Raw genomic sequence first — 16,446 nt, 5'->3', positions numbered from 1 at the left:
CCGCACGCCCTAAAGGCCGAGATGCGGCTGGTCAACCTCTAGGACGTGGCAAAGGCGCGGCTTTTTGCAGTCGCGCGTGCAGGTGACGAACGGACAGGCCGGAAACGGGATCTCGCCACCTCGGTGCGATCGCGTTGAGGGGGGAGAGGACGAAATCCCGGCTGCGGAAGGCGGGGTGGGGAATATGAAGCGTGCGGCTGTCGAAGCGCCCCCCGGACCATAGGATAATGTCGATGTCGATGCTGCGCGCGCCCCAGCGACGGTGACGTCGTCTGCCAAGGCGTCCTTCGATCTGCTGGAGTGCTGCCAGCATCGCCTTTGGGTGCAACGGGCTTTCGATCAACAGTGCGCTGTTGGCGAACAGGCGGAGGGAGGGGCCGATCGGGGGCGTCACCATGACGGGGGCGATGGCGGCGATCCTGCCCAGTTTCTTCAACTCACCTATGGCGTCCTGCAGCAGCCGGGCGGGCGCGCGTTCGGCCGAAAGCGGGCGATTGGACCCAAGGGCGAGTGCATAAAGATGGAGAATGCTTGTCTTGCGCATCGGATAGGGCGTAACCGCTGGGCATGACGCTGCAAAGTCCCATCGCGCATGGCGAAGCGCCGCCCGATTGCCCCCTGTGCCCGCGCCTCGTCACATTGCGGGAGGCATGCCGGGCGGAGCATCCGGATTGGTGGAACGCGCCAGTCCCGGCGTTCGGCGATCCGCAGGCGCGGATCGTGGTGGTTGGACTGGCGCCGGGAAAGCAGGGCGCCAACCGCACGGGGCGAGCTTTTACAGGCGACTTTTCAGGGGATCTGCTTTTTGCGACGCTTGCAAAGTTCGGGCTGACGGAGGGGCGCTACGAAGCGAGAGCCGACGATGGCCTGGTGTTGAAGGGTGCCGTCATCGTCAACGCGGTCAAATGCCTTCCGCCCGAAAACAGGCCGCTGCCGCAGGAGGCGCATAACTGCCGACTTTTCCTGAAATCCGCAGTCGCGGCTTTGCCTGATGCCCATATATTCGTCGCGCTGGGCGAGGTTGCCCACCAGTCGGTCGTGAAGGTACTGGGCGGCAAGCTGCCAAAGGCGCGCTTTGCTCATCTGGCCGAACACAGGATGCCCAGCGGCAAGATCGTCATCGACAGCTATCATTGCTCCAGGCGGAACATGATGACAGGCCGGTTGACCGAAGAGATGTTTTCCGCCGTTTTTGAAAGGGCCACGGCGTTGCTGGATGAGGGCGGGGCGTCCAGTCAGCGCAACAGATAGTCGAGATAGGCGCTTTCTGGCGGTCCATCCAGCGCGGCCATCATGGGCGCGAACAGGCTTTTGTCGAGCTTGGCGCCGGCCGCTTTATGCGCATCTACGTCGGTCCATTGTTCGATGAAGATGAAGCGCCCTTCATTGGCAAGGTCACGGAGCATTTCCACGCCCTCGCAGCCGGGTAGAGGCCGAACCGCCTGCGCCACCGCACGCAAGGCGGCGTCGAGCGCGGCCTCCATTCCTGCCTTGGCATGCATCACATAATGGCGCGCTATCGTCATCGCTTTCCTCCCATCAGATGTCCTGCGCGATCCGGGCATACAGATCGGGCCGCCGGTCGCGGAAGAAGCCCATGCCAGCGCGGTGCTTGCGTGCTTGCGCAAGGTCGAGCGTTGCAACCAGTGCGCCATGATCCTTTGCATCAGCGTCGGCGGCGAAATCGCCCCATTCGTCTGAGATGAAGCTGTGACCATAGAATTTCTGGCCATCCTCCTCCCCTATGCGGTTGGCGGCGATCACGGGCATGCAGTTGCTGACGGCGTGTCCGATCATGGCGCGGCGCCACATGCGGCTGGTGTCCAGATCCGCGTCATAAGGTTCTGATCCTATCGCGGTGGGATAGAAGAGCATTTCCGCACCCATCAACGCCATCACCCGCGCCGTTTCAGGATACCATTGGTCCCAGCAGATGCCGACGCCGATGGCGCCATAACGGGTTTCCCAGACCTTGAAGCCGCTATTCCCGGGGCGGAAATAATATTTTTCCTCATAGCCGGGGCCGTCGGGGATGTGGCTTTTGCGATAGACCCCCATGATTTCGCCTTCATCGTCGATCATCGCGAGGGAGTTATAATGATGCTGCCCGTCGCGTTCGAAGAAGCTGGTGGGGATATAGATGCGCTCCGCCTTCGCCACCTTGCGCATTTCCTGGACGGCAGGGTGTTCGCCCACGGGCTGTGCGCGGGCGAAAAGGGCCTCGTCCTCGACTTTGCAGAAATAGGGCCCTTCGAACAGTTCGGGCGGCAGGACGATCTTCGCGCCGCGCGCCGCCGCCTTCACCACATGGTCCGCGACCATGGCGATATTATTGTCCATGTCCTCCGAAAAGGCGAGTTGCAGTGCGGCGACGGTGACTTTGGTCATATCCTCTGAAGTCCTAGAGACGAATGCCCATGCGAGCGACGATGGCGACGGTTGCGAGATAGAGAAGGATTGTCGCTACGCAACCTGCGATCAGCGCGGCGGGAAAGGAAATCCCGCGTCGTAACAGCGCTGGAATAAGCAGGAACATGGGCAGCGACGGCAGGACATAATAGAATGTCGCCTCTGCATGCCGCGCCATATTTTCCGCGTCTGGGCGATCGTTCCACAGCCAGATCATGCTCAGCACCGATATCAGCGGCAGGGACGCGACCAGAGCGCCCAGCGCCGGGTAGCGCCGCGATACGACCGACACGATGGTGATGATGATGCCGGACAGCAACGCCCGCAGCGCCAGCATCGCGGTCATGCTGCGGACGGCATCTGCTGGCTGCAACAGTGGAAGCTGCCACCGCCCGAAAGTATGGCGTCGCTCCGCAGGCCGACAATTTCCCGGCCGGGGAAAAAGGGACGGAGGGCGTCAAGAGCGGCCTGATCATTGGGCTGGCCATAGATGGGCAGGATGACGGCGGCGTTGCCGATATAGAAATTCATGTAGCTGGCCGGAATGACTTCGCCATCCACCACGACCCGGCCTGGAGAGGGGATGGACGCCACTTCCACCCCGAATGCCTGCGCGCGGGCGCGCGCGTCGGCGTAGATGGCAGCGTTGGGATCGTCTTCCGTGCTGGCTTCGGGCAGGGCCAGTATGCCGGGCGCCACAAAGCGCGCCAGATTATCGACATGGCCGTCCGTGTGATCGTTCAGCAATCCCTCGCCAAGCCACAGCATGTCCGACAACCCGAGCGATCCAGCCAGCAGCGTCTCGATCTTTCCGCGGTCCAGATCCGGATTGCGGTTTGGGTTGAGCAGGCACTGTTCGGTCGTGACGAAAAGGCCGGTGCCGTCTGTATCGACCGCTCCCCCTTCGAATATCCAGTGCTGGGATGATGTGGGCAGTCCGGTCATGGCGGCGAGGCGCGCGCCGATGTCTTCATCGCCCGGCATTTGATATTTGCCGCCCCAACCGTTGAAGCCGAAATCGACCAACGCTCGCTCCTGGCCTCGCAACACGGCGATAGGGGCAGTATCGCGCAGCCAGACGTCGCCCAGTTTTTGTACGACGATCTCTATACCGGGCGCTGCCATGACCTTTGCGGCTTCGGCATCGGAAGGGCTGGCGACGACCAGGCGCACCTGCTCGCCGCGTCCATCTGCATGAAGCGCAGTGGCGAAGTCGGCGATCTGCTGGCGAGCATTGTCAAAAGCGCCGGGCCATTCCGCGGGCGAAGTTGGAAAGCCGATCCAGGTCCATTCATGCTGCGCCCATTCGGCTGGCATACGGAATGTCATGGGCTTTCTCCTGCAGAGCGCGATACTTGTCCGCCCTCTACAGGATCAAAGCGCGCATGACAGCGCCAAATTCAGCTGCCATCGTCAGCCGCTATCTGGGCGGTCCATTGATCCAGCAGTTTGAAACCCAGCGCCACTTCAAAGCTGAGGCCTGCATAGGGGGACTGGCGCCAGCGGACCGTGGCGTCCCGCTTGCCAAGGCCGTCGATCGCCACCTGAACTTTCTGATCCTCCTGCAATTTGCCCAATTCGTCCAAGACCCTGACGCCGAACAAGGAAATGTCCTGCATCATCCCGACCTGAACGCCGGTTGGAGCGATTATGGAGACAGGCATGGAAATCGCCAGCCGCACCGCTCCCCTTTCGGTCCTTCCGTCGCGTTGCTCCGCCAAAATGGTGGTCATCGAGACGAGGTCTTCAAACAGCAGCGATACGTGATCGCCCATGATAACCCCGACGACGGCAGGGACGGAAAAACCGTTGCGCAGACCCAGAGTAACGCTTTCGCCTATGCCGAGCGGCAGGCTGGTGCGTACAAGCGCCTGGCGCGACGAGAGTGAATGTACGACGCACAGGCGTTCCCTGTCAGCCGTAACCAGTTTGCCAACATGCAAGATTGTGACCGGGTTGTTGATCTCCAAGATCCCCCCTTTTTTGCGACCCCGATTCTTTCGGTGGCAGGACCATAAACGTTAAGCTTCCGTAACGTAACCTACCAGTTGTGACGGGCCGAGTCCGACAATGGGACGGAGTAGGCGATGGAGCACTCTCCTCCTATTGGTGAAAGGAAAATGGGGTCGCCTTGGGGGATTACCCCGCTTCCAGGTCCGGCAGAGACGGAACTGCGCGTGCAGTTATTTATCCGCCCGGCTCTTGTCGCGGATCGCCCGAAATTCATCGCCGGGCGTCCAGTTTGGCCAGTCCGTCCTATTCGACAACGCCCGTCCCACCTCATAGTAAAGCGTCAGGTCAGCTTTCACGCCGCTCCAATCCCAGTTGGGATCATATTCGTCCTTGGGACCATGGTAGCGATGTTCTTCATAATCTCTGGCCGCCCTCGCGCCCGCTTCCGGGCCGCCCTTCACCAAATCCTGACCGCCTTCGAAATAGAGCATTGGCACGCCATGTTTTGCGAAGCTGAAATGATCGGATCTGTAATAGAATCCCTTTTCCGGCGTGGGTTCAAGGCTCGCCACCCGGTTTTGCGCGGCCAGCGCACGATCGAGATAGGCGTCCAGCTGCGACTTGCCCCTGCCGATCACCACGACATTCCGGGCCGGTCCCGCCATGCTGAGCGCGTCCATATTGACGCCGCCAACCGTCTGGCTCAGCGGGAAAACCGGGTGATTGCCGTAATAGGCTGATCCCAGAAGGCCAGACTCCTCAGCCGTGACGGCAAGGAATACCTGGCTACGGTCGGTGGGCCCGGCTTTGACGTTGGCCTCCGCAAGAGCAACGAGTGCTGCGGTCCCCGTCGCATTGTCGATCGCGCCGTTGCAGATATCGTCGCCGTCGGGCGCGGCCTTGCACTGGCCAAGATGGTCCCAATGGGCGGCATAGAGCACATATTCATCAGGCCGATCCTTACCCGGCAACAGCGCGACGAGGTTTTTGGAGCGGTGCTTGCGGATCATGTTGTCGAAGGACAGGCTGGCCTTCACACCCTTCAGCGGCACGGCCTTGAAGCCGCGCTTTTTCGCCGCAGCGCTCAGCGTGTCGAGATTGAGGCCCGCGCTGGCCATCAGCGCTGCCGCCTGGTCCTTTTGTATCCAGCCGATCGCGGCGGACTGGCCGGCATTGCCGTTGGCGCTGTCGGCCACATGTTGTGCGCCGGTCCAGCTCGACTGTACGACGTTCCAGCCATAGGCGGCGGGGACAGTGTCATGCACGATGATTGCGGCAGCCGCGCCCTGCCCGGCTGCTTCCTCGAACTTGTAGGTCCAGCGGCCATAATAGGTCATTGCCCGCCCGCCGAACGGGCCGTGCAACGCCGTTGCCTGATAGTCGGGATCGTTCACGAGGATGATGACAGTCTTCCCGCGGACATTCACCCCGGCATAATCGTTCCACTTTTTTTCCGGTGCGTTGATGCCGTAGCCCACGAATATGACGGGGCTGTCCTTCACCTCGATATGGGGCCGGGTCGTGCGGTATGTGGCGACGACCATCTGCGATCCATAGTTGAGCGAGATCGGCGTTTTTCCGCCGGAGAAGCGCAGCGGCGCGACGTTCTTCGCGGTGATTTCGACGAGCGGGACGTCCTGGAACCAGCTGCCCTTGTTACCCGGCTTCAATCCCAGCGCCTCGAACCGCTGGACCAGATAGGCGAGCGTCTTTTCCTCACCCACGGTCCCCGGCGCACGGCCTTCGTAGGCGTCGGACGAAATTTCCTTCACGACTTCCTTCATCGTGTCGATCGACGGGGCGACATTGGAAGGGGTCGCCAACGCCGCGCCCCCTGCAAGGAGAGCGATCAGGCCGACAGACAGAGAGGATCGCATCGCAAACGCCCCGGAAAAGGAAGGATGCGATTGTGTGCCAGCGCCGTCCGACATGGGCAAGGGGATGTTGTGCAAAAGAAAAGGGCGACCCCGAGAGGCCGCCCTTTCCAAAATTCCAAAGCGGAGAAACCGATCAGCGCGAATAGAATTCGACGACCAGATTGGGTTCCATCTTCACCGGGTAGGGCACTTCGTCCAGCGAGGGAACGCGGACATAGGTTACCTTGCTTGCGCCATCGGGCGACACATAGTCGGGAATGTCACGCTCGGGCAGGCTCTGCGCTTCGAGAACCAGCGCCATTTCCTGCGCCTTCTTGCCCAGGGTGATTTCGTCACCCGGCTTCACCAGACGGCTGGCGATATTGCACTTAACGCCGTTCACATAAATGTGACCGTGCGAAACGATCTGACGAGCCGAGAAGATCGTCGGCGCGAACTTGGCGCGATAAACGACCGCGTCCAGACGGCGCTCAAGCAGGCCGATCAGGTTCTGGCCGGTGTCGCCCTTCATACGGGCGGCTTCGATATAGTTCTTCTTGAACTGCTTTTCGGTGATGTCGCCGTAATAGCCCTTCAGCTTCTGCTTCGCCTTGAGCTGGATGCCGTAGTCGGACATCTTGCCCTTGCGGCGCTGACCATGCTGGCCGGGGCCATATTCGCGCTTGTTGACCGGGCTTTTGGGGCGACCCCAGATATTCTCGCCCATGCGGCGGTCGAGTTTATACTTGGCGCTGGAACGCTTCGACATGATAATTCCTTACAATCGCTAACAACGTTATTCCCGGTTATCGCCTGTTTCCATATTTCAGGGGCAGGGCCGCCGCTTCACCGGGATGCGGGACCAATCGCGAAGGCGCGCCTATGAAGAAGGGCGGGTCCGATGTCAACCCTCGACAGGGCGGCGCAAGCGGCCTAGTCAGCTTGCCCCATGAACCCCGAAAACTACACGACCATGGCCGAGGTCCGCGCCGGCGTAGATAAGATCGACCGCCAGCTTGTGGCGCTGTTCGAACAACGTTTCGCCCATATGCGCGCCGCCGCACGGATCAAGCCGGAGCGGAGCGCTGTACGCGATGAAGCGCGCAAGGCCGAGGTGATCGACAACGTCAGGCAGGAAGCCGTACGTCTGGGCGTTCCAGCCGACATTTTGGCTACGCTGTGGGATCAGTTGGTAGAGGCGTCGATCGCCTATGAGATGAAAGAGTTCGACCGCCTGAGAGCCTAACGCTGCCTGGGGTTGCCCAGCGCAGACAGCACGCCGCGCATCGTGCGGATTTCCAGATGGTTCCAGCCGGGCTTGGTCAGCAGGTTGCGCAAGGTGCGCTTGGTGGCGGGTGCGCGGTCAGGCGGGAAGAAATAGCCAGCGTTTTCAAGCAATGTATCGAACTGGGCGATCATGCCGTCCAACTCCGCTTGGGGGGCTGGTTCGCCTAGATCCACCACTGTCGGCTGTTGAAGCTGCGCCCCTTTCGACCATTCATAGGCGCACAGGATGACGGCCTGCGCCAGGTTCAACGACCCGAATTCCGGGTTGATCGGGACGGTGACAATCTTGCGTGCGACGGCCACGTCCTCCGTTTCGAGGCCGGACCGTTCGGGGCCGAATACATAGGCCGACCGCCCAGTCGCGGCATGAATCTCGCGTGCGGCTTCTTCCGGGGTCACCACTGGCTTGGTCACGCCGCGTTTCCGCACGGTGGTCGCATAGACATGAGCGCAGTCGGCGACGGCATCGGCCAGACTGTCGAACAGTTCGGCCCTGTCGAGCACGATGTCGGCCCCGGCGGCGGAGGGCCCGGCATCTGGGTTTGGCCAGCCATCGCGCGGGGATACCAGGCGCAGTTCGGTGAGGCCGAAGTTCAGCATGGCCCTTGCAGCCTTGCCGATATTTTCGCCGAGTTGAGGACGCACGAGGACGATGACAGGCTGACCAGAAGCTGGCCGAGCGTCACTCACTCCCAACCTCCTTCACTGTTCCTGCGAAATCCTCAAAGTCGCGCGCGTCGGTGAAATCCTTGTAGACGCTGGCGAAACGGATGTACGCGACGCTGTCGAGCCGTTTCAGGCCCTCCATCACCATTTCCCCGATCGCGCGGGCAGGCACTTCGCCTTCGCCGCTTGTTTCAAGCTGGCGCTGGATCCCGGAAATGAGCTTTTCCAGGCGGCTTGGATCGATCTGGCGCTTGCGGCAGGCGATGTCGATCGATCGGGCGAGCTTGTCGCGGTCGAAGGCTTCCTTGCGGCCCTCGCTTTTTACCACCCAGATGTCGCGAAGCTGGATGCGCTCGAAGGTGGTGAAGCGCGCGCCGCAAGCCTCGCACTGCCGACGACGGCGGATGGCTGCGCCATCTTCGGTCGGACGGCTGTCTTTTACCTGGCTGTCGTCATGGGAACAGAAGGGGCAGCGCATTCAGTCAAATTCTCCGTTCGGTCGAGCGAGTCGAGACACGAAATGGCACAGATTGTGTGTCTCGACCATGCTCGACACGAGCGGTTGAGGATATCAGCCCTCGTAGATGGGGAAGCGAGCGCACAAGGCCGAGACGCGTTCCCGCACCTTGGCTTCAGCTGTGGCGTCGCCATGTTCGCCATTGTCGCGCAATCCTTCGAGGACATCAGCGATCATGTCGCCGATCGCCTCGAACTCCGCGACGCCAAAGCCGCGCGTCGTGCCCGCGGGCGAACCCACGCGGATGCCGCTGGTCTTGGTCGGCGGCAGCGGATCGCCCGGCACGCCATTCTTGTTGCAGGTGATGAAGCTGCGCTCCAGCGCCTCGTCCGCGTCCTTGCCGGAAATGCCATAGGGACGCAGGTCGATGAGGGCGAGGTGCGTGTCCGTGCCGCCCGACACCACGGCGAGGCCGCGCTGTTCGAGTTTGGAGGCCAGCGCCTTGGCGTTGGTGACGATTGCCTGGGCGTAGGTCTTGAACTCGGGACGCAGTGCTTCGCCAAAAGCCACGGCCTTCGCAGCGATGACATGCATCAGCGGCCCACCCTGAAGGCCGGGGAACACCGCCGAGTTGATCTTCTTCGCGATGGCTTCGTCATCGGTCAGGATCATGCCGCCGCGCGGACCGCGCAGGGTCTTGTGCGTGGTGGTGGTGACGACATGGGCATGGCCGAATGGCGTCGGGTGCGCGCCCCCCGCGACGAGACCGGCGAAGTGCGCCATGTCGACCATCAGCAGCGCGCCGACCTTGTCCGCGATGGCGCGGAAGCGGGCGAAGTCCAGGTGACGGGGATAGGCCGAACCACCTGCGATGATCAGCGTCGGCTTGGCCTTGATAGCCTGCGCTTCCAGAGCGTCATAGTCGATAAGGTGCGTGTCTTCGCGCACGCCGTACTGAACCGCGTTATACCATTTGCCGGAAAGTGCGGGCTTGGCGCCATGGGTCAGGTGGCCACCGGCGTCGAGCGACAGGCCCATGATGGTGTCGCCCGGCTTGGTCAGGGCCAGCATCACAGCGCCATTTGCCTGCGCGCCCGAGTGGGGCTGCACATTGACGAAGCCGCAGTTGAAGATCTGCTTCGCGCGGTCGATAGCGAGCTGCTCGACCTCATCGGACGGCGCGCAGCCCTGATAATAGCGCTTGCCCGGATAGCCTTCGGCATATTTGTTGGTGAAGACCGAACCCTGCGCCTCCAGCACCGCCTTGGACACGATATTTTCCGACGCGATCAGCTCGATCTGGTTCTGCTCGCGCTTCAATTCCTTGGTAACGCCAGCGAACACCGCCGGATCGGCGTCCGCCAGGCTGCGCGTGAAATAGCCTTCCGCGCGGATGTCGGACAGATCGGGTTGGGCGAGGGTTGCGGTGCTCATCGGGCAGGCTCCTTAAAGCGCGGGCTGGGAGAGTTTTTCGACGCGGCCGCCATGACGACCCCCGCCAAATTCGGTGGAAAGGAAAGCGGCGACGCAGGCCTTGGCCATGTCAACTCCGGTCAGCCGCGCTCCTATCGCCAGGACGTTTGCATCATTATGTTCGCGGGAAAGCGCGGCCGACAACGGTTCGGAAACCAGCGCGCAGCGGCAGGCCGGATTGCGATTGACCGCGATGGAAATGCCGATGCCCGAGCCACATAGCGCAATACCGCGTTCGGCAGCGCCCGATGCGATCACTGACGCGAGCTTGTAACCATAGTCGGGATAATCCACGCGGTCCGTAGTCGCCGGGCCGAGATCATCAACCTCATGCCCTTCGGCGCGCAGCCAGTCTGCGAGTTCCGCCTTCAGATCAACGGCGGCATGATCGGAAGCGATGGCGATTTTCACGGTGAAGTCGTCCTGTCACGCAATGAGTGATTCGTTCTCGCGCCTCTTAGGAGGGGCGGCGCACAATTGCCACAGTCCAGCTGGCCGCTTATGGCCTGCTCCATGGCAGCAACGATTTTATCCATCCTGATGCTGGCGGGCTTGTTCCTGACCGGCGGCGGCGTCTACGCAATCGTGAAAAAGGGCGACCGAAAGCGTGGAATCCTGATGATCATAGCGGGCTTGGTGATGTTCGCCAACGTAGGAATCTCCGCCATCCCAGGCCCGGACGTCCCGATGCTGGAACAGGCGCGCGACTGATCAAGCGCGCAGGACCAGCGCCGCCAGAAGGTCCGTTTGCGTGACCAGTCCCTGCAAGTTTCCAACCCTGTCGACGACTATGGCCTCTCGCCGAAAGCCGCTGGTGAGGGGACGGAGCAGTTGTGATACAGGCGTGTCGTTCGATACCAGCAAGGGCTTGGAGGCGATGTCGCCCGCATTATCGCCGTCTCTGGCGAGATCAAGCGGGCCCACGAGGCCCCTGACGCGTCCGGCATCGTCCACCACGGGCAGCGAGAGCAGGCGCCGGTCGTGGATCAACCGGCGGGCTTGAGCGACAGGCTCGCTTTGCCGGACCGATATGACGTCACGCGACATGATCTCGCCGCAGGTAAGCAGGGCGTGACCGCGCTCTGCCGCCCGGACCTCCGCGTCATGCAGAACGACCTGCAAGTCGGCGGCGTCCACGTCCAGCACATCGCCATAGGCGTCCAACGCTTCCTCGACATCCTGTTCCGATGGCGGCGTGCGCAGCAGTGGCGCAGGGTCGCTCGTGCCATGGGCGGTGGGCGCCCTGGCCGCGATGTGGGGATAGCTATGCCCTGCGACTCGATGGAACAGGATTGCCACGATCACGAGCAGCGCGGTGTTCAGGCCCACGGGGACCAGGGCGAACATATAGCCGGGATCGCCATTGGTCGCGCCCAGCACTGCCGAAAGCGCGACCGCGCCACCCGGCGGATGAAGGCAACGCAGAAGTGACATACCCGCGATCGCACACCCTACCGCAAGGGCTGCGGCTATGGTTGGGTCGGGGATCAGCCGGGCGATCGTTATGCCGATGACCGCTGACACTATATTGCCGCCCAGGACCGGCCAGGGCTGCGCCAGGGGGCTTGCCGGGACCGCAAACAGCAGCACGGCCGAGGCGCCCATCGGCGCGACCAGCAAAGGATGCGCAATGCCGTTTCCAAGCATGAGACCGCACAGCAGGCCGGTGATGGCGATGCCGCCAATGGCGCCGCTGGCCGCTTTCAGCCGGTCGAGGAAACCGGGGCCAGGCGGCGCAGGGATGAAGGCGCTGTAATAGCGGCTCCATATCAGACGGTCTGGGGCGTTCTTCTCATCGATCATGGCCAGCGCAGCTAGGGGGCGTAGGCGGGTTGGCCAAGCAACAATTTCTTGGCCGTCTGGCGGCTCCCTGCTGGGAAAGAAAAAAAGGGCCGCTTTGCGAGCGGCCCCTTCTTATTTTCAACGCGCGAAAATTCTCAGCGGATCGGAGAGTCCGGGGCCAGCCGCATATCGAGATAATTGTCGACCGACTTCATCAGCTGATCGAGTTCATGTTCGAAAAAGTGGTTGGCTCCACGAATTTCATCGTGATGGATCGTGATCCCTTTCTGGGTGCGCAGCTTGTCCACCAGCTTCTGTACGGCGCTGGCGGTGACGACCTCATCAGCGGTGCCCTGCACAATGATGCCGGACGCCGGACAAGGCGCAAGGAAAGAGAAGTCATACATGTTCGCCGGCGGGGCGACCGAGATGAAGCCGCGGATCTCGGGACGACGCATCAGCAGCTGCATCCCGATCCATGCGCCAAAGGAGAAGCCCGCGATCCATGTGGTCTGCGCTTCGGGATGAAAGCTCTGCACCCAATCGAGCGCAGCGGCGGCGTCGCTCAACTCGCCGATCCCGTTGTCGAACGTCCCCTGGCTGCGGCCTACGCCCCGGAAGTTGAAACGCAGCACGGCGAAACCGCGCTTGACGAAGGTCTTGTACAGCGCCTGGGTGATGCGGTCGTTCATCGTGCCGCCGCCTTGCGGATGCGGATGCAGGATCATCGCGACGGGCGCGCGAGGCCGGGGCGGGGGGCTGAAGCGGCCTTCGAGGCGGCCTTCGGGTCCGGGGAAGATTACGTCGGGCATGGCACCTGTTATGGTTCTGGCCGCCACCCGAAGAAAGGAGGCAGGCGGTTGGATGCGGGCGCGCGCAAGCCAGTGCTGGCGTTGCGCGGCAGACCGCCTATATAGAAGGCGCCGCCATTTCCGCAATCAATGAGTAACATCCCTTCGTGGCTGCCGATCGCCTTTATCTGGACCATGCCGCGACGACCCCGATGCTGGCGCAGGCAAAGGCTGCGATGGTGCAGGGCATGGATCGCTGGGCCAATCCGTCCAGCCCTCATGCGGACGGTCGCGCTGCACGCGCCGCTCTGGAGGATGCGCGATCCCGTATTGCTGCGGCGCTGGGGTGGAAGGGACATGTGTTGCTCACCTCCGGCGCGAGTGAGGCCATCGCGATCGGCCTGACGCGCTGCAAGGCAAGCGAGATATGCACTTCGCCGGTTGAGCATGATTCGGTCCTGCGCGTGACGCCGGATGCAACTCGTTTAGATGTCACCGGTGACGGATTGATAGAGCTTCCATCCTTTGATCCCCGTCAGGGTGAGGTCGTCGCCGTCCAGCATGTCAATAACGAGACAGGGGTGATCCAGCCGCTCGGCCAGATGCGCCGCGACGGCGTGATCCTTTTCGCTGACTGTGCACAAAGCGCGGGAAAGTTGCCGTTGCCCGATGCGGACATGATCGCAATCAGCGCACATAAATTTGGCGGGCCGCCGGGCGTCGGCGCCCTTCTCGTGCGCGATCTTGCGCTCATCGAGCCTTGCGGCGGTCAGGAGCAAGGATATCGGGCCGGCACCGAGAATCTGCCGGGCGTCCTCGCCATGGCCGCAGCACTGGAGCAGGGGGGCGATTGGCTGGCGTCAGCAGCGCAACTACGTGGTCGTCTTGACGAGGCGATAGAGGCAGCAGGCGGCGAGATTGTCGCCCGCGCCGCGCCGCGCATTCCGACGATCGCAAGTTATCGCATGCCTGGCATATCGGCCCGGTCCCAGCTCATCCAGTTCGACCTTGCGGGCATTTCCGTTTCGGCAGGCAGCGCCTGCTCATCGGGCTCTCTGAAGGCCAGCCATGTCCTGCGCGCGATGGGGTGGGATGAGACTGCCGCCAGTGAGGTTATACGCGTCAGCTTCGGCCCTTCGACCAGCGAGGCGGACATCGACCGCTTCGCCGATCAGTGGATCAAAATGGTGGAACGGCGGCGATGACCATCTATCTCGACTATCAGGCGACGACGCCGCTGGCGCCGGAAGCCTTCGACGCCATGGTGCCGCTGCTCCGCGATCAGTTCGCCAATCCCCACAGCGCTCACAGGCTGGGCCGGGCGGCTGCGGCTCAAGTTGAGCGGGCGCGGGACGAGATCGGCAGGTTATTGCCCGACGGCGGCCGCCTGCTTTTCACATCGGGCGCGACTGAAGCGCTGAACCTCGCAATCCAGGGCGCGCCCGACGGGGACATCGTGACGCTGGCGACCGAACATGCCGCGGTTCTGGACACGGTCGCAGCACTTGGAGCCAAGGGCCGCAATGTGACCATCCTTCCGGTCGGCGGCGATGGTCTGGTTGATATGGGTGCGGCGCAAGCGGCGATCCGGCCGGGCGTCGGACTGGTCGCAGCCATGCTTGTGAATAATGAAATTGGCGTAATCCAGCCCGTCGAAAAGCTGGCAGACCTTGCCCATCACGCGGGCGCCCTGTTCCTGTGCGACGCGGTGCAGGCTTATGGGCGCGTGCCCATCCCGCAAGCATGTGACATGGTGGCGATCAGTGCGCACAAGATTCACGGGCCCAAGGGCGTTGGCGCTCTTTGGTTGCGAGAGGGCGTAGCGCTTAACCCCGTGATGCGTGGCGGGGGGCAGGAGGGTGGCCTGCGATCAGGGACGCTGTCGCCGGCTCTGTGCGCCGGGTTCGGCGTTGCCGCACGGCTGATGCGCGAAAGGGGGCAGCAGGACAGCGTGCATGTCGAGGCGCTATGGCAGCGCGCCCTGCAACTGTTTGAAGGATGGGCAATCAATGGCAGCGCTGAGGCGCGCTATCATGGCAATCTGAATATCCGGAAAGAGGGTATGGATGGCGCCCGACTGTTGTCGGATTGCCGCGATGTCGCATTTTCGCTGGGCAGTGCTTGCGCTAGTGGGTCTGGGCGGCCTAGCCATGTTCTGCGCGCCATCGGACTTTCCGATCGGCAGGCGCGCGGATCGGTGCGGATCGGTTTTGGCCGATACACGACACTGGCCGAACTGGAGAGTGCCGCAAAGACAATGAACGAGGCGGCAGCCGTACAAGCGGCGCCGTAGTCAAGGGAAGTCGCAGACATGATAAGGGTCACGTTCATCAGCGCGGATGGAGAAAACCGCCAGGAGGTCGATGCCGCTGTCGGATCGGTATTGCTGGACGTCGCGCAGGCGGCCGGGCAGCCGCTGGAGGGCACGTGCGAGGGGCAGATGGCATGCTCCACCTGTCATGTGATTGTGGAAGCGCAGGATTTTCCGAGGCTGAAGGCTGCCAGCGAGGCGGAGGAAGACATGCTGGACCTGGCGGCGGCGGCGACGCGGACCAGCCGCCTGTCCTGCCAGATCGTGCTGGAGGACAAGTTGGACGGGTTGACGGTTCGTATTCCGAGCGAATCCTGCAACATGCAGGGCATGTGAGCATGCGCCTGCGCTTTGTGTTGCTGGCAGCCGCCTTGACGTTGGGGGTTGGAAACGCTGATCCGCAACAGGACGGCGCGCGCCAGTCGCTGCTGCCGCCACCGCCCCGCTACATGGTGAGCGAGTCGGTCATGAAGGAGATCCGCAATCCCCGGACGATCGAGGAGGAAACAGGAGGCCGCCTGGGCGTGGCTCTGGTGGACAGCAAGGGCGCTTTGATTTTGGGCTTCAATCGGGATGAGCGTTTCGCGATGTGCTCGACTTTCAAGGCGCCGCTGGCGGCGGCGGTTTTGATGGGTGCGGACGCCGGGCGATTTGGGTTGGAAGGGCAGGTAGCCTTCACCGACAAGGACCTTCTGGATCATGCGCCCGTGGTAAAGGCCAACCGCAAGCGTGGCCGCCTGTCCATGGAGGAACTGGCGAAGGCTGCGGTTGAGGTAAGCGATAACAGCGCCGCCAACCTGCTTTTGCCCATGATCGGCGGGCCGGAGGGACTGACCGCGTTCGTCCGCGCGCATGGTGATACGGTGACCCGGCTCGATCGCTTGGAACCGGCGTTGAATGAAAATACGCCGGGCGATCCGCGCGATACGACGAGTCCTGCGGCGATGGCTGGGCTGATAGGGCGATTATTGTTTCGTGACATGCAGGCGGAAAGCGCGGCCCGGCTGACAGGCTGGCTGAATGCCAGCAAGACAGGCGACAAGAGGATAAAAGCGGGCCTGCCGCCGGGATGGACTTCGGGCGGCAAGACGGGAAGTTGCGGCACTGCCTTCAACGACGTTGCACTGGTGGAGGCGCCTTCGGGCGAGCGTTATATTCTGGCCGTTTATCTCGACCGTCCGACCGGGGACGCCAAGGCGGCGGATGCGGCGATTGCCGAAGCAGCGCGTGCGGCGCTCGAATTCGTTGGAAAGGCGCAGCCGACGGGGCTTTAGTGTCCCGCCCCTTGCCATCGGCGCAGCCTTTCGCCATATGCCGCGCCGGGAGTCGGGCGGACGTGGTCGTCGCCAACCTGGTCAGGTCCTGACGGAAGCAGCCACAACGATTTCGCCGCGGGTCGTTCCGGCTCCCACCCTTATTCGGCTTTCCGGCTTCGACAGCCGCTCCTCAAGCCGCTAGATT

20 protein-coding genes, 1 other RNA gene and 1 pseudogene are annotated in these 16,446 nt (G+C 62.5%); 8 read left to right on the top strand and 14 right to left on the bottom strand.

The window, feature by feature from the left end; genetic code table 11:
• Nucleotides 1-31: 31 nt before the first annotated feature.
• The gene (gene folK / locus B6S01_RS02190; RefSeq protein WP_037463039.1) at nucleotides 32-544 is read right to left on the bottom strand and encodes a 2-amino-4-hydroxy-6-hydroxymethyldihydropteridine diphosphokinase; all 513 of its coding nucleotides are present in this window, start codon (nucleotides 542-544) and stop codon (nucleotides 32-34) included.
• 23 nt (nucleotides 545-567) lie between these two features.
• Here folK and B6S01_RS02185 point away from each other — a divergent pair, with 23 nt between their 5' ends.
• Entirely contained in the window at nucleotides 568-1,251 is a 684-nt protein-coding gene (locus B6S01_RS02185) for a uracil-DNA glycosylase (RefSeq protein WP_037463038.1), read from the top strand.
• Here the strand turns inward: B6S01_RS02185 and B6S01_RS02180 are convergent.
• From B6S01_RS02180 to rpsD, 7 genes are all read right to left on the bottom strand, one after another.
• Entirely contained in the window at nucleotides 1,236-1,526 is a 291-nt protein-coding gene (locus B6S01_RS02180) for a putative quinol monooxygenase (protein ID WP_037463037.1), read from the bottom strand. The genes B6S01_RS02185 and B6S01_RS02180 overlap by 16 nt on opposite strands.
• A gap of 13 nt (nucleotides 1,527-1,539) precedes the next feature.
• Nucleotides 1,540-2,388: an N-carbamoylputrescine amidase gene (aguB, locus tag B6S01_RS02175; RefSeq protein ID WP_037463036.1), complete on the bottom strand. Its 849-nt coding sequence runs from the start codon at nucleotides 2,386-2,388 to the stop codon at nucleotides 1,540-1,542.
• Between the two features lie 13 nt (nucleotides 2,389-2,401).
• The gene (locus B6S01_RS02170; protein WP_037463035.1) at nucleotides 2,402-2,755 is read right to left on the bottom strand and encodes a DUF3147 family protein; all 354 of its coding nucleotides are present in this window, start codon (nucleotides 2,753-2,755) and stop codon (nucleotides 2,402-2,404) included.
• A complete protein-coding gene (locus B6S01_RS02165; RefSeq protein WP_037463034.1) occupies nucleotides 2,752-3,738 on the bottom strand; it encodes an agmatine deiminase family protein in 987 nt (328 codons plus the stop codon). The genes B6S01_RS02170 and B6S01_RS02165 overlap by 4 nt, the downstream gene beginning before the upstream one ends.
• Nucleotides 3,739-3,809: 71 nt before the next feature.
• A complete protein-coding gene (locus tag B6S01_RS02160) occupies nucleotides 3,810-4,379 on the bottom strand; it encodes a PilZ domain-containing protein (RefSeq protein WP_037463033.1) in 570 nt (189 codons plus the stop codon).
• A 213-nt stretch (nucleotides 4,380-4,592) separates the two neighbouring features.
• On the bottom strand, nucleotides 4,593-6,239 hold the full coding sequence (locus B6S01_RS02155; RefSeq protein WP_037463176.1) for a M28 family metallopeptidase: 1,647 nt from the start codon (nucleotides 6,237-6,239) through the stop codon (nucleotides 4,593-4,595).
• Nucleotides 6,240-6,372: 133 nt separating this feature from the next.
• Nucleotides 6,373-6,987: a 30S ribosomal protein S4 gene (rpsD, locus tag B6S01_RS02150; RefSeq protein ID WP_037463032.1), complete on the bottom strand. Its 615-nt coding sequence runs from the start codon at nucleotides 6,985-6,987 to the stop codon at nucleotides 6,373-6,375.
• A 180-nt stretch (nucleotides 6,988-7,167) separates the two neighbouring features.
• Here rpsD and B6S01_RS02145 point away from each other — a divergent pair, with 180 nt between their 5' ends.
• Nucleotides 7,168-7,464 (top strand): chorismate mutase, encoded by a 297-nt coding sequence (locus B6S01_RS02145; RefSeq protein ID WP_037463031.1) that lies wholly within the window; start codon nucleotides 7,168-7,170, stop codon nucleotides 7,462-7,464.
• Here the strand turns inward: B6S01_RS02145 and B6S01_RS02140 are convergent.
• From B6S01_RS02140 to rpiB, 4 genes and pseudogenes are all read right to left on the bottom strand, one after another.
• Nucleotides 7,461-8,165: pseudogene (locus tag B6S01_RS02140) on the bottom strand (RNA methyltransferase); the annotation flags it as partial. The gene B6S01_RS02145 and the pseudogene B6S01_RS02140 sit on opposite strands and share 4 nt — an antisense overlap.
• A gap of 22 nt (nucleotides 8,166-8,187) precedes the next feature.
• Nucleotides 8,188-8,649: a transcriptional regulator NrdR gene (gene nrdR, locus B6S01_RS02135; protein ID WP_037463029.1), complete on the bottom strand. Its 462-nt coding sequence runs from the start codon at nucleotides 8,647-8,649 to the stop codon at nucleotides 8,188-8,190.
• A 93-nt stretch (nucleotides 8,650-8,742) separates the two neighbouring features.
• Complete coding sequence (glyA, locus tag B6S01_RS02130) at nucleotides 8,743-10,062, bottom strand: serine hydroxymethyltransferase (RefSeq protein ID WP_037463028.1); 1,320 nt, start codon at nucleotides 10,060-10,062, stop codon at nucleotides 8,743-8,745.
• 12 nt (nucleotides 10,063-10,074) lie between these two features.
• The gene (gene rpiB / locus B6S01_RS02125) at nucleotides 10,075-10,512 is read right to left on the bottom strand and encodes a ribose 5-phosphate isomerase B (RefSeq protein WP_037463026.1); all 438 of its coding nucleotides are present in this window, start codon (nucleotides 10,510-10,512) and stop codon (nucleotides 10,075-10,077) included.
• 102 nt (nucleotides 10,513-10,614) lie between these two features.
• Between rpiB and B6S01_RS02120 the strand changes: the two genes are divergently transcribed.
• Nucleotides 10,615-10,812, top strand: a complete 198-nt coding sequence (locus tag B6S01_RS02120) for a hypothetical protein (RefSeq protein ID WP_037463025.1) — start codon at nucleotides 10,615-10,617, stop codon at nucleotides 10,810-10,812.
• On the opposite strand, the gene B6S01_RS02115 is transcribed toward B6S01_RS02120, so the two are convergent.
• Entirely contained in the window at nucleotides 10,813-11,904 is a 1,092-nt protein-coding gene (locus B6S01_RS02115) for an HPP family protein (protein ID WP_051908053.1), read from the bottom strand.
• Between the two features lie 134 nt (nucleotides 11,905-12,038).
• Nucleotides 12,039-12,695 (bottom strand): alpha/beta hydrolase, encoded by a 657-nt coding sequence (locus tag B6S01_RS02110; RefSeq protein WP_037463024.1) that lies wholly within the window; start codon nucleotides 12,693-12,695, stop codon nucleotides 12,039-12,041.
• 146 nt (nucleotides 12,696-12,841) lie between these two features.
• Here B6S01_RS02110 and B6S01_RS02105 point away from each other — a divergent pair, with 146 nt between their 5' ends.
• The 5 genes from B6S01_RS02105 to ffs all read left to right on the top strand — a co-directional run bounded on the left by B6S01_RS02105 (nucleotide 12,842) and on the right by ffs (nucleotide 16,401).
• Complete coding sequence (locus B6S01_RS02105; protein WP_037463022.1) at nucleotides 12,842-13,879, top strand: cysteine desulfurase family protein; 1,038 nt, start codon at nucleotides 12,842-12,844, stop codon at nucleotides 13,877-13,879.
• Entirely contained in the window at nucleotides 13,876-14,967 is a 1,092-nt protein-coding gene (locus B6S01_RS02100; RefSeq protein WP_037463021.1) for a cysteine desulfurase family protein, read from the top strand. The genes B6S01_RS02105 and B6S01_RS02100 overlap by 4 nt, the downstream gene beginning before the upstream one ends.
• Nucleotides 14,968-14,985: 18 nt before the next feature.
• The gene (locus B6S01_RS02095) at nucleotides 14,986-15,321 is read left to right on the top strand and encodes a 2Fe-2S iron-sulfur cluster-binding protein (RefSeq protein WP_037463019.1); all 336 of its coding nucleotides are present in this window, start codon (nucleotides 14,986-14,988) and stop codon (nucleotides 15,319-15,321) included.
• Between the two features lie 2 nt (nucleotides 15,322-15,323).
• Complete coding sequence (gene blaSGM / locus B6S01_RS02090) at nucleotides 15,324-16,259, top strand: SGM family class A beta-lactamase (RefSeq protein ID WP_037463018.1); 936 nt, start codon at nucleotides 15,324-15,326, stop codon at nucleotides 16,257-16,259.
• A gap of 44 nt (nucleotides 16,260-16,303) precedes the next feature.
• Nucleotides 16,304-16,401: signal recognition particle sRNA small type (gene ffs, locus B6S01_RS02085), an RNA gene on the top strand.
• Nucleotides 16,402-16,446 lie beyond the last annotated feature (45 nt).

The organism is Sphingobium herbicidovorans (genome assembly GCF_002080435.1).
Lineage (GTDB): Bacteria > Pseudomonadota > Alphaproteobacteria > Sphingomonadales > Sphingomonadaceae > Sphingobium > Sphingobium herbicidovorans.
The sequence above is the reverse complement of the archived record's forward strand: the minus strand, read 5'-3'. Positions and strand labels throughout refer to the sequence as shown.

Excerpts from the sequence above, each read along its gene's own strand:
- B6S01_RS02145 (WP_037463031.1), top strand. The coding sequence starts at position 7,168 with ATGAACCCCGAAAACTACACGACCATGGCCGAGGTCCGCGCCGGCGTA.
- aguB (WP_037463036.1), bottom strand. The coding sequence starts at position 2,388 with ATGACCAAAGTCACCGTCGCCGCACTGCAACTCGCCTTTTCGGAGGAC.
- folK (WP_037463039.1), bottom strand. The coding sequence starts at position 544 with ATGCGCAAGACAAGCATTCTCCATCTTTATGCACTCGCCCTTGGGTCC.
- B6S01_RS02095 (WP_037463019.1), top strand. The coding sequence starts at position 14,986 with ATGATAAGGGTCACGTTCATCAGCGCGGATGGAGAAAACCGCCAGGAG.
- B6S01_RS02115 (WP_051908053.1), bottom strand. The coding sequence starts at position 11,904 with ATGATCGATGAGAAGAACGCCCCAGACCGTCTGATATGGAGCCGCTAT.
- B6S01_RS02185 (WP_037463038.1), top strand. The coding sequence starts at position 568 with ATGACGCTGCAAAGTCCCATCGCGCATGGCGAAGCGCCGCCCGATTGC.
- glyA (WP_037463028.1), bottom strand. The coding sequence starts at position 10,062 with ATGAGCACCGCAACCCTCGCCCAACCCGATCTGTCCGACATCCGCGCG.
- B6S01_RS02110 (WP_037463024.1), bottom strand. The coding sequence starts at position 12,695 with ATGCCCGACGTAATCTTCCCCGGACCCGAAGGCCGCCTCGAAGGCCGC.
- B6S01_RS02100 (WP_037463021.1), top strand. The coding sequence starts at position 13,876 with ATGACCATCTATCTCGACTATCAGGCGACGACGCCGCTGGCGCCGGAA.
- B6S01_RS02120 (WP_037463025.1), top strand. The coding sequence starts at position 10,615 with ATGGCAGCAACGATTTTATCCATCCTGATGCTGGCGGGCTTGTTCCTG.
- nrdR (WP_037463029.1), bottom strand. The coding sequence starts at position 8,649 with ATGCGCTGCCCCTTCTGTTCCCATGACGACAGCCAGGTAAAAGACAGC.
- B6S01_RS02170 (WP_037463035.1), bottom strand. The coding sequence starts at position 2,755 with ATGACCGCGATGCTGGCGCTGCGGGCGTTGCTGTCCGGCATCATCATC.
- B6S01_RS02155 (WP_037463176.1), bottom strand. The coding sequence starts at position 6,239 with ATGCGATCCTCTCTGTCTGTCGGCCTGATCGCTCTCCTTGCAGGGGGC.
- B6S01_RS02165 (WP_037463034.1), bottom strand. The coding sequence starts at position 3,738 with ATGACATTCCGTATGCCAGCCGAATGGGCGCAGCATGAATGGACCTGG.
- rpsD (WP_037463032.1), bottom strand. The coding sequence starts at position 6,987 with ATGTCGAAGCGTTCCAGCGCCAAGTATAAACTCGACCGCCGCATGGGC.
- B6S01_RS02180 (WP_037463037.1), bottom strand. The coding sequence starts at position 1,526 with ATGACGATAGCGCGCCATTATGTGATGCATGCCAAGGCAGGAATGGAG.
- blaSGM (WP_037463018.1), top strand. The coding sequence starts at position 15,324 with ATGCGCCTGCGCTTTGTGTTGCTGGCAGCCGCCTTGACGTTGGGGGTT.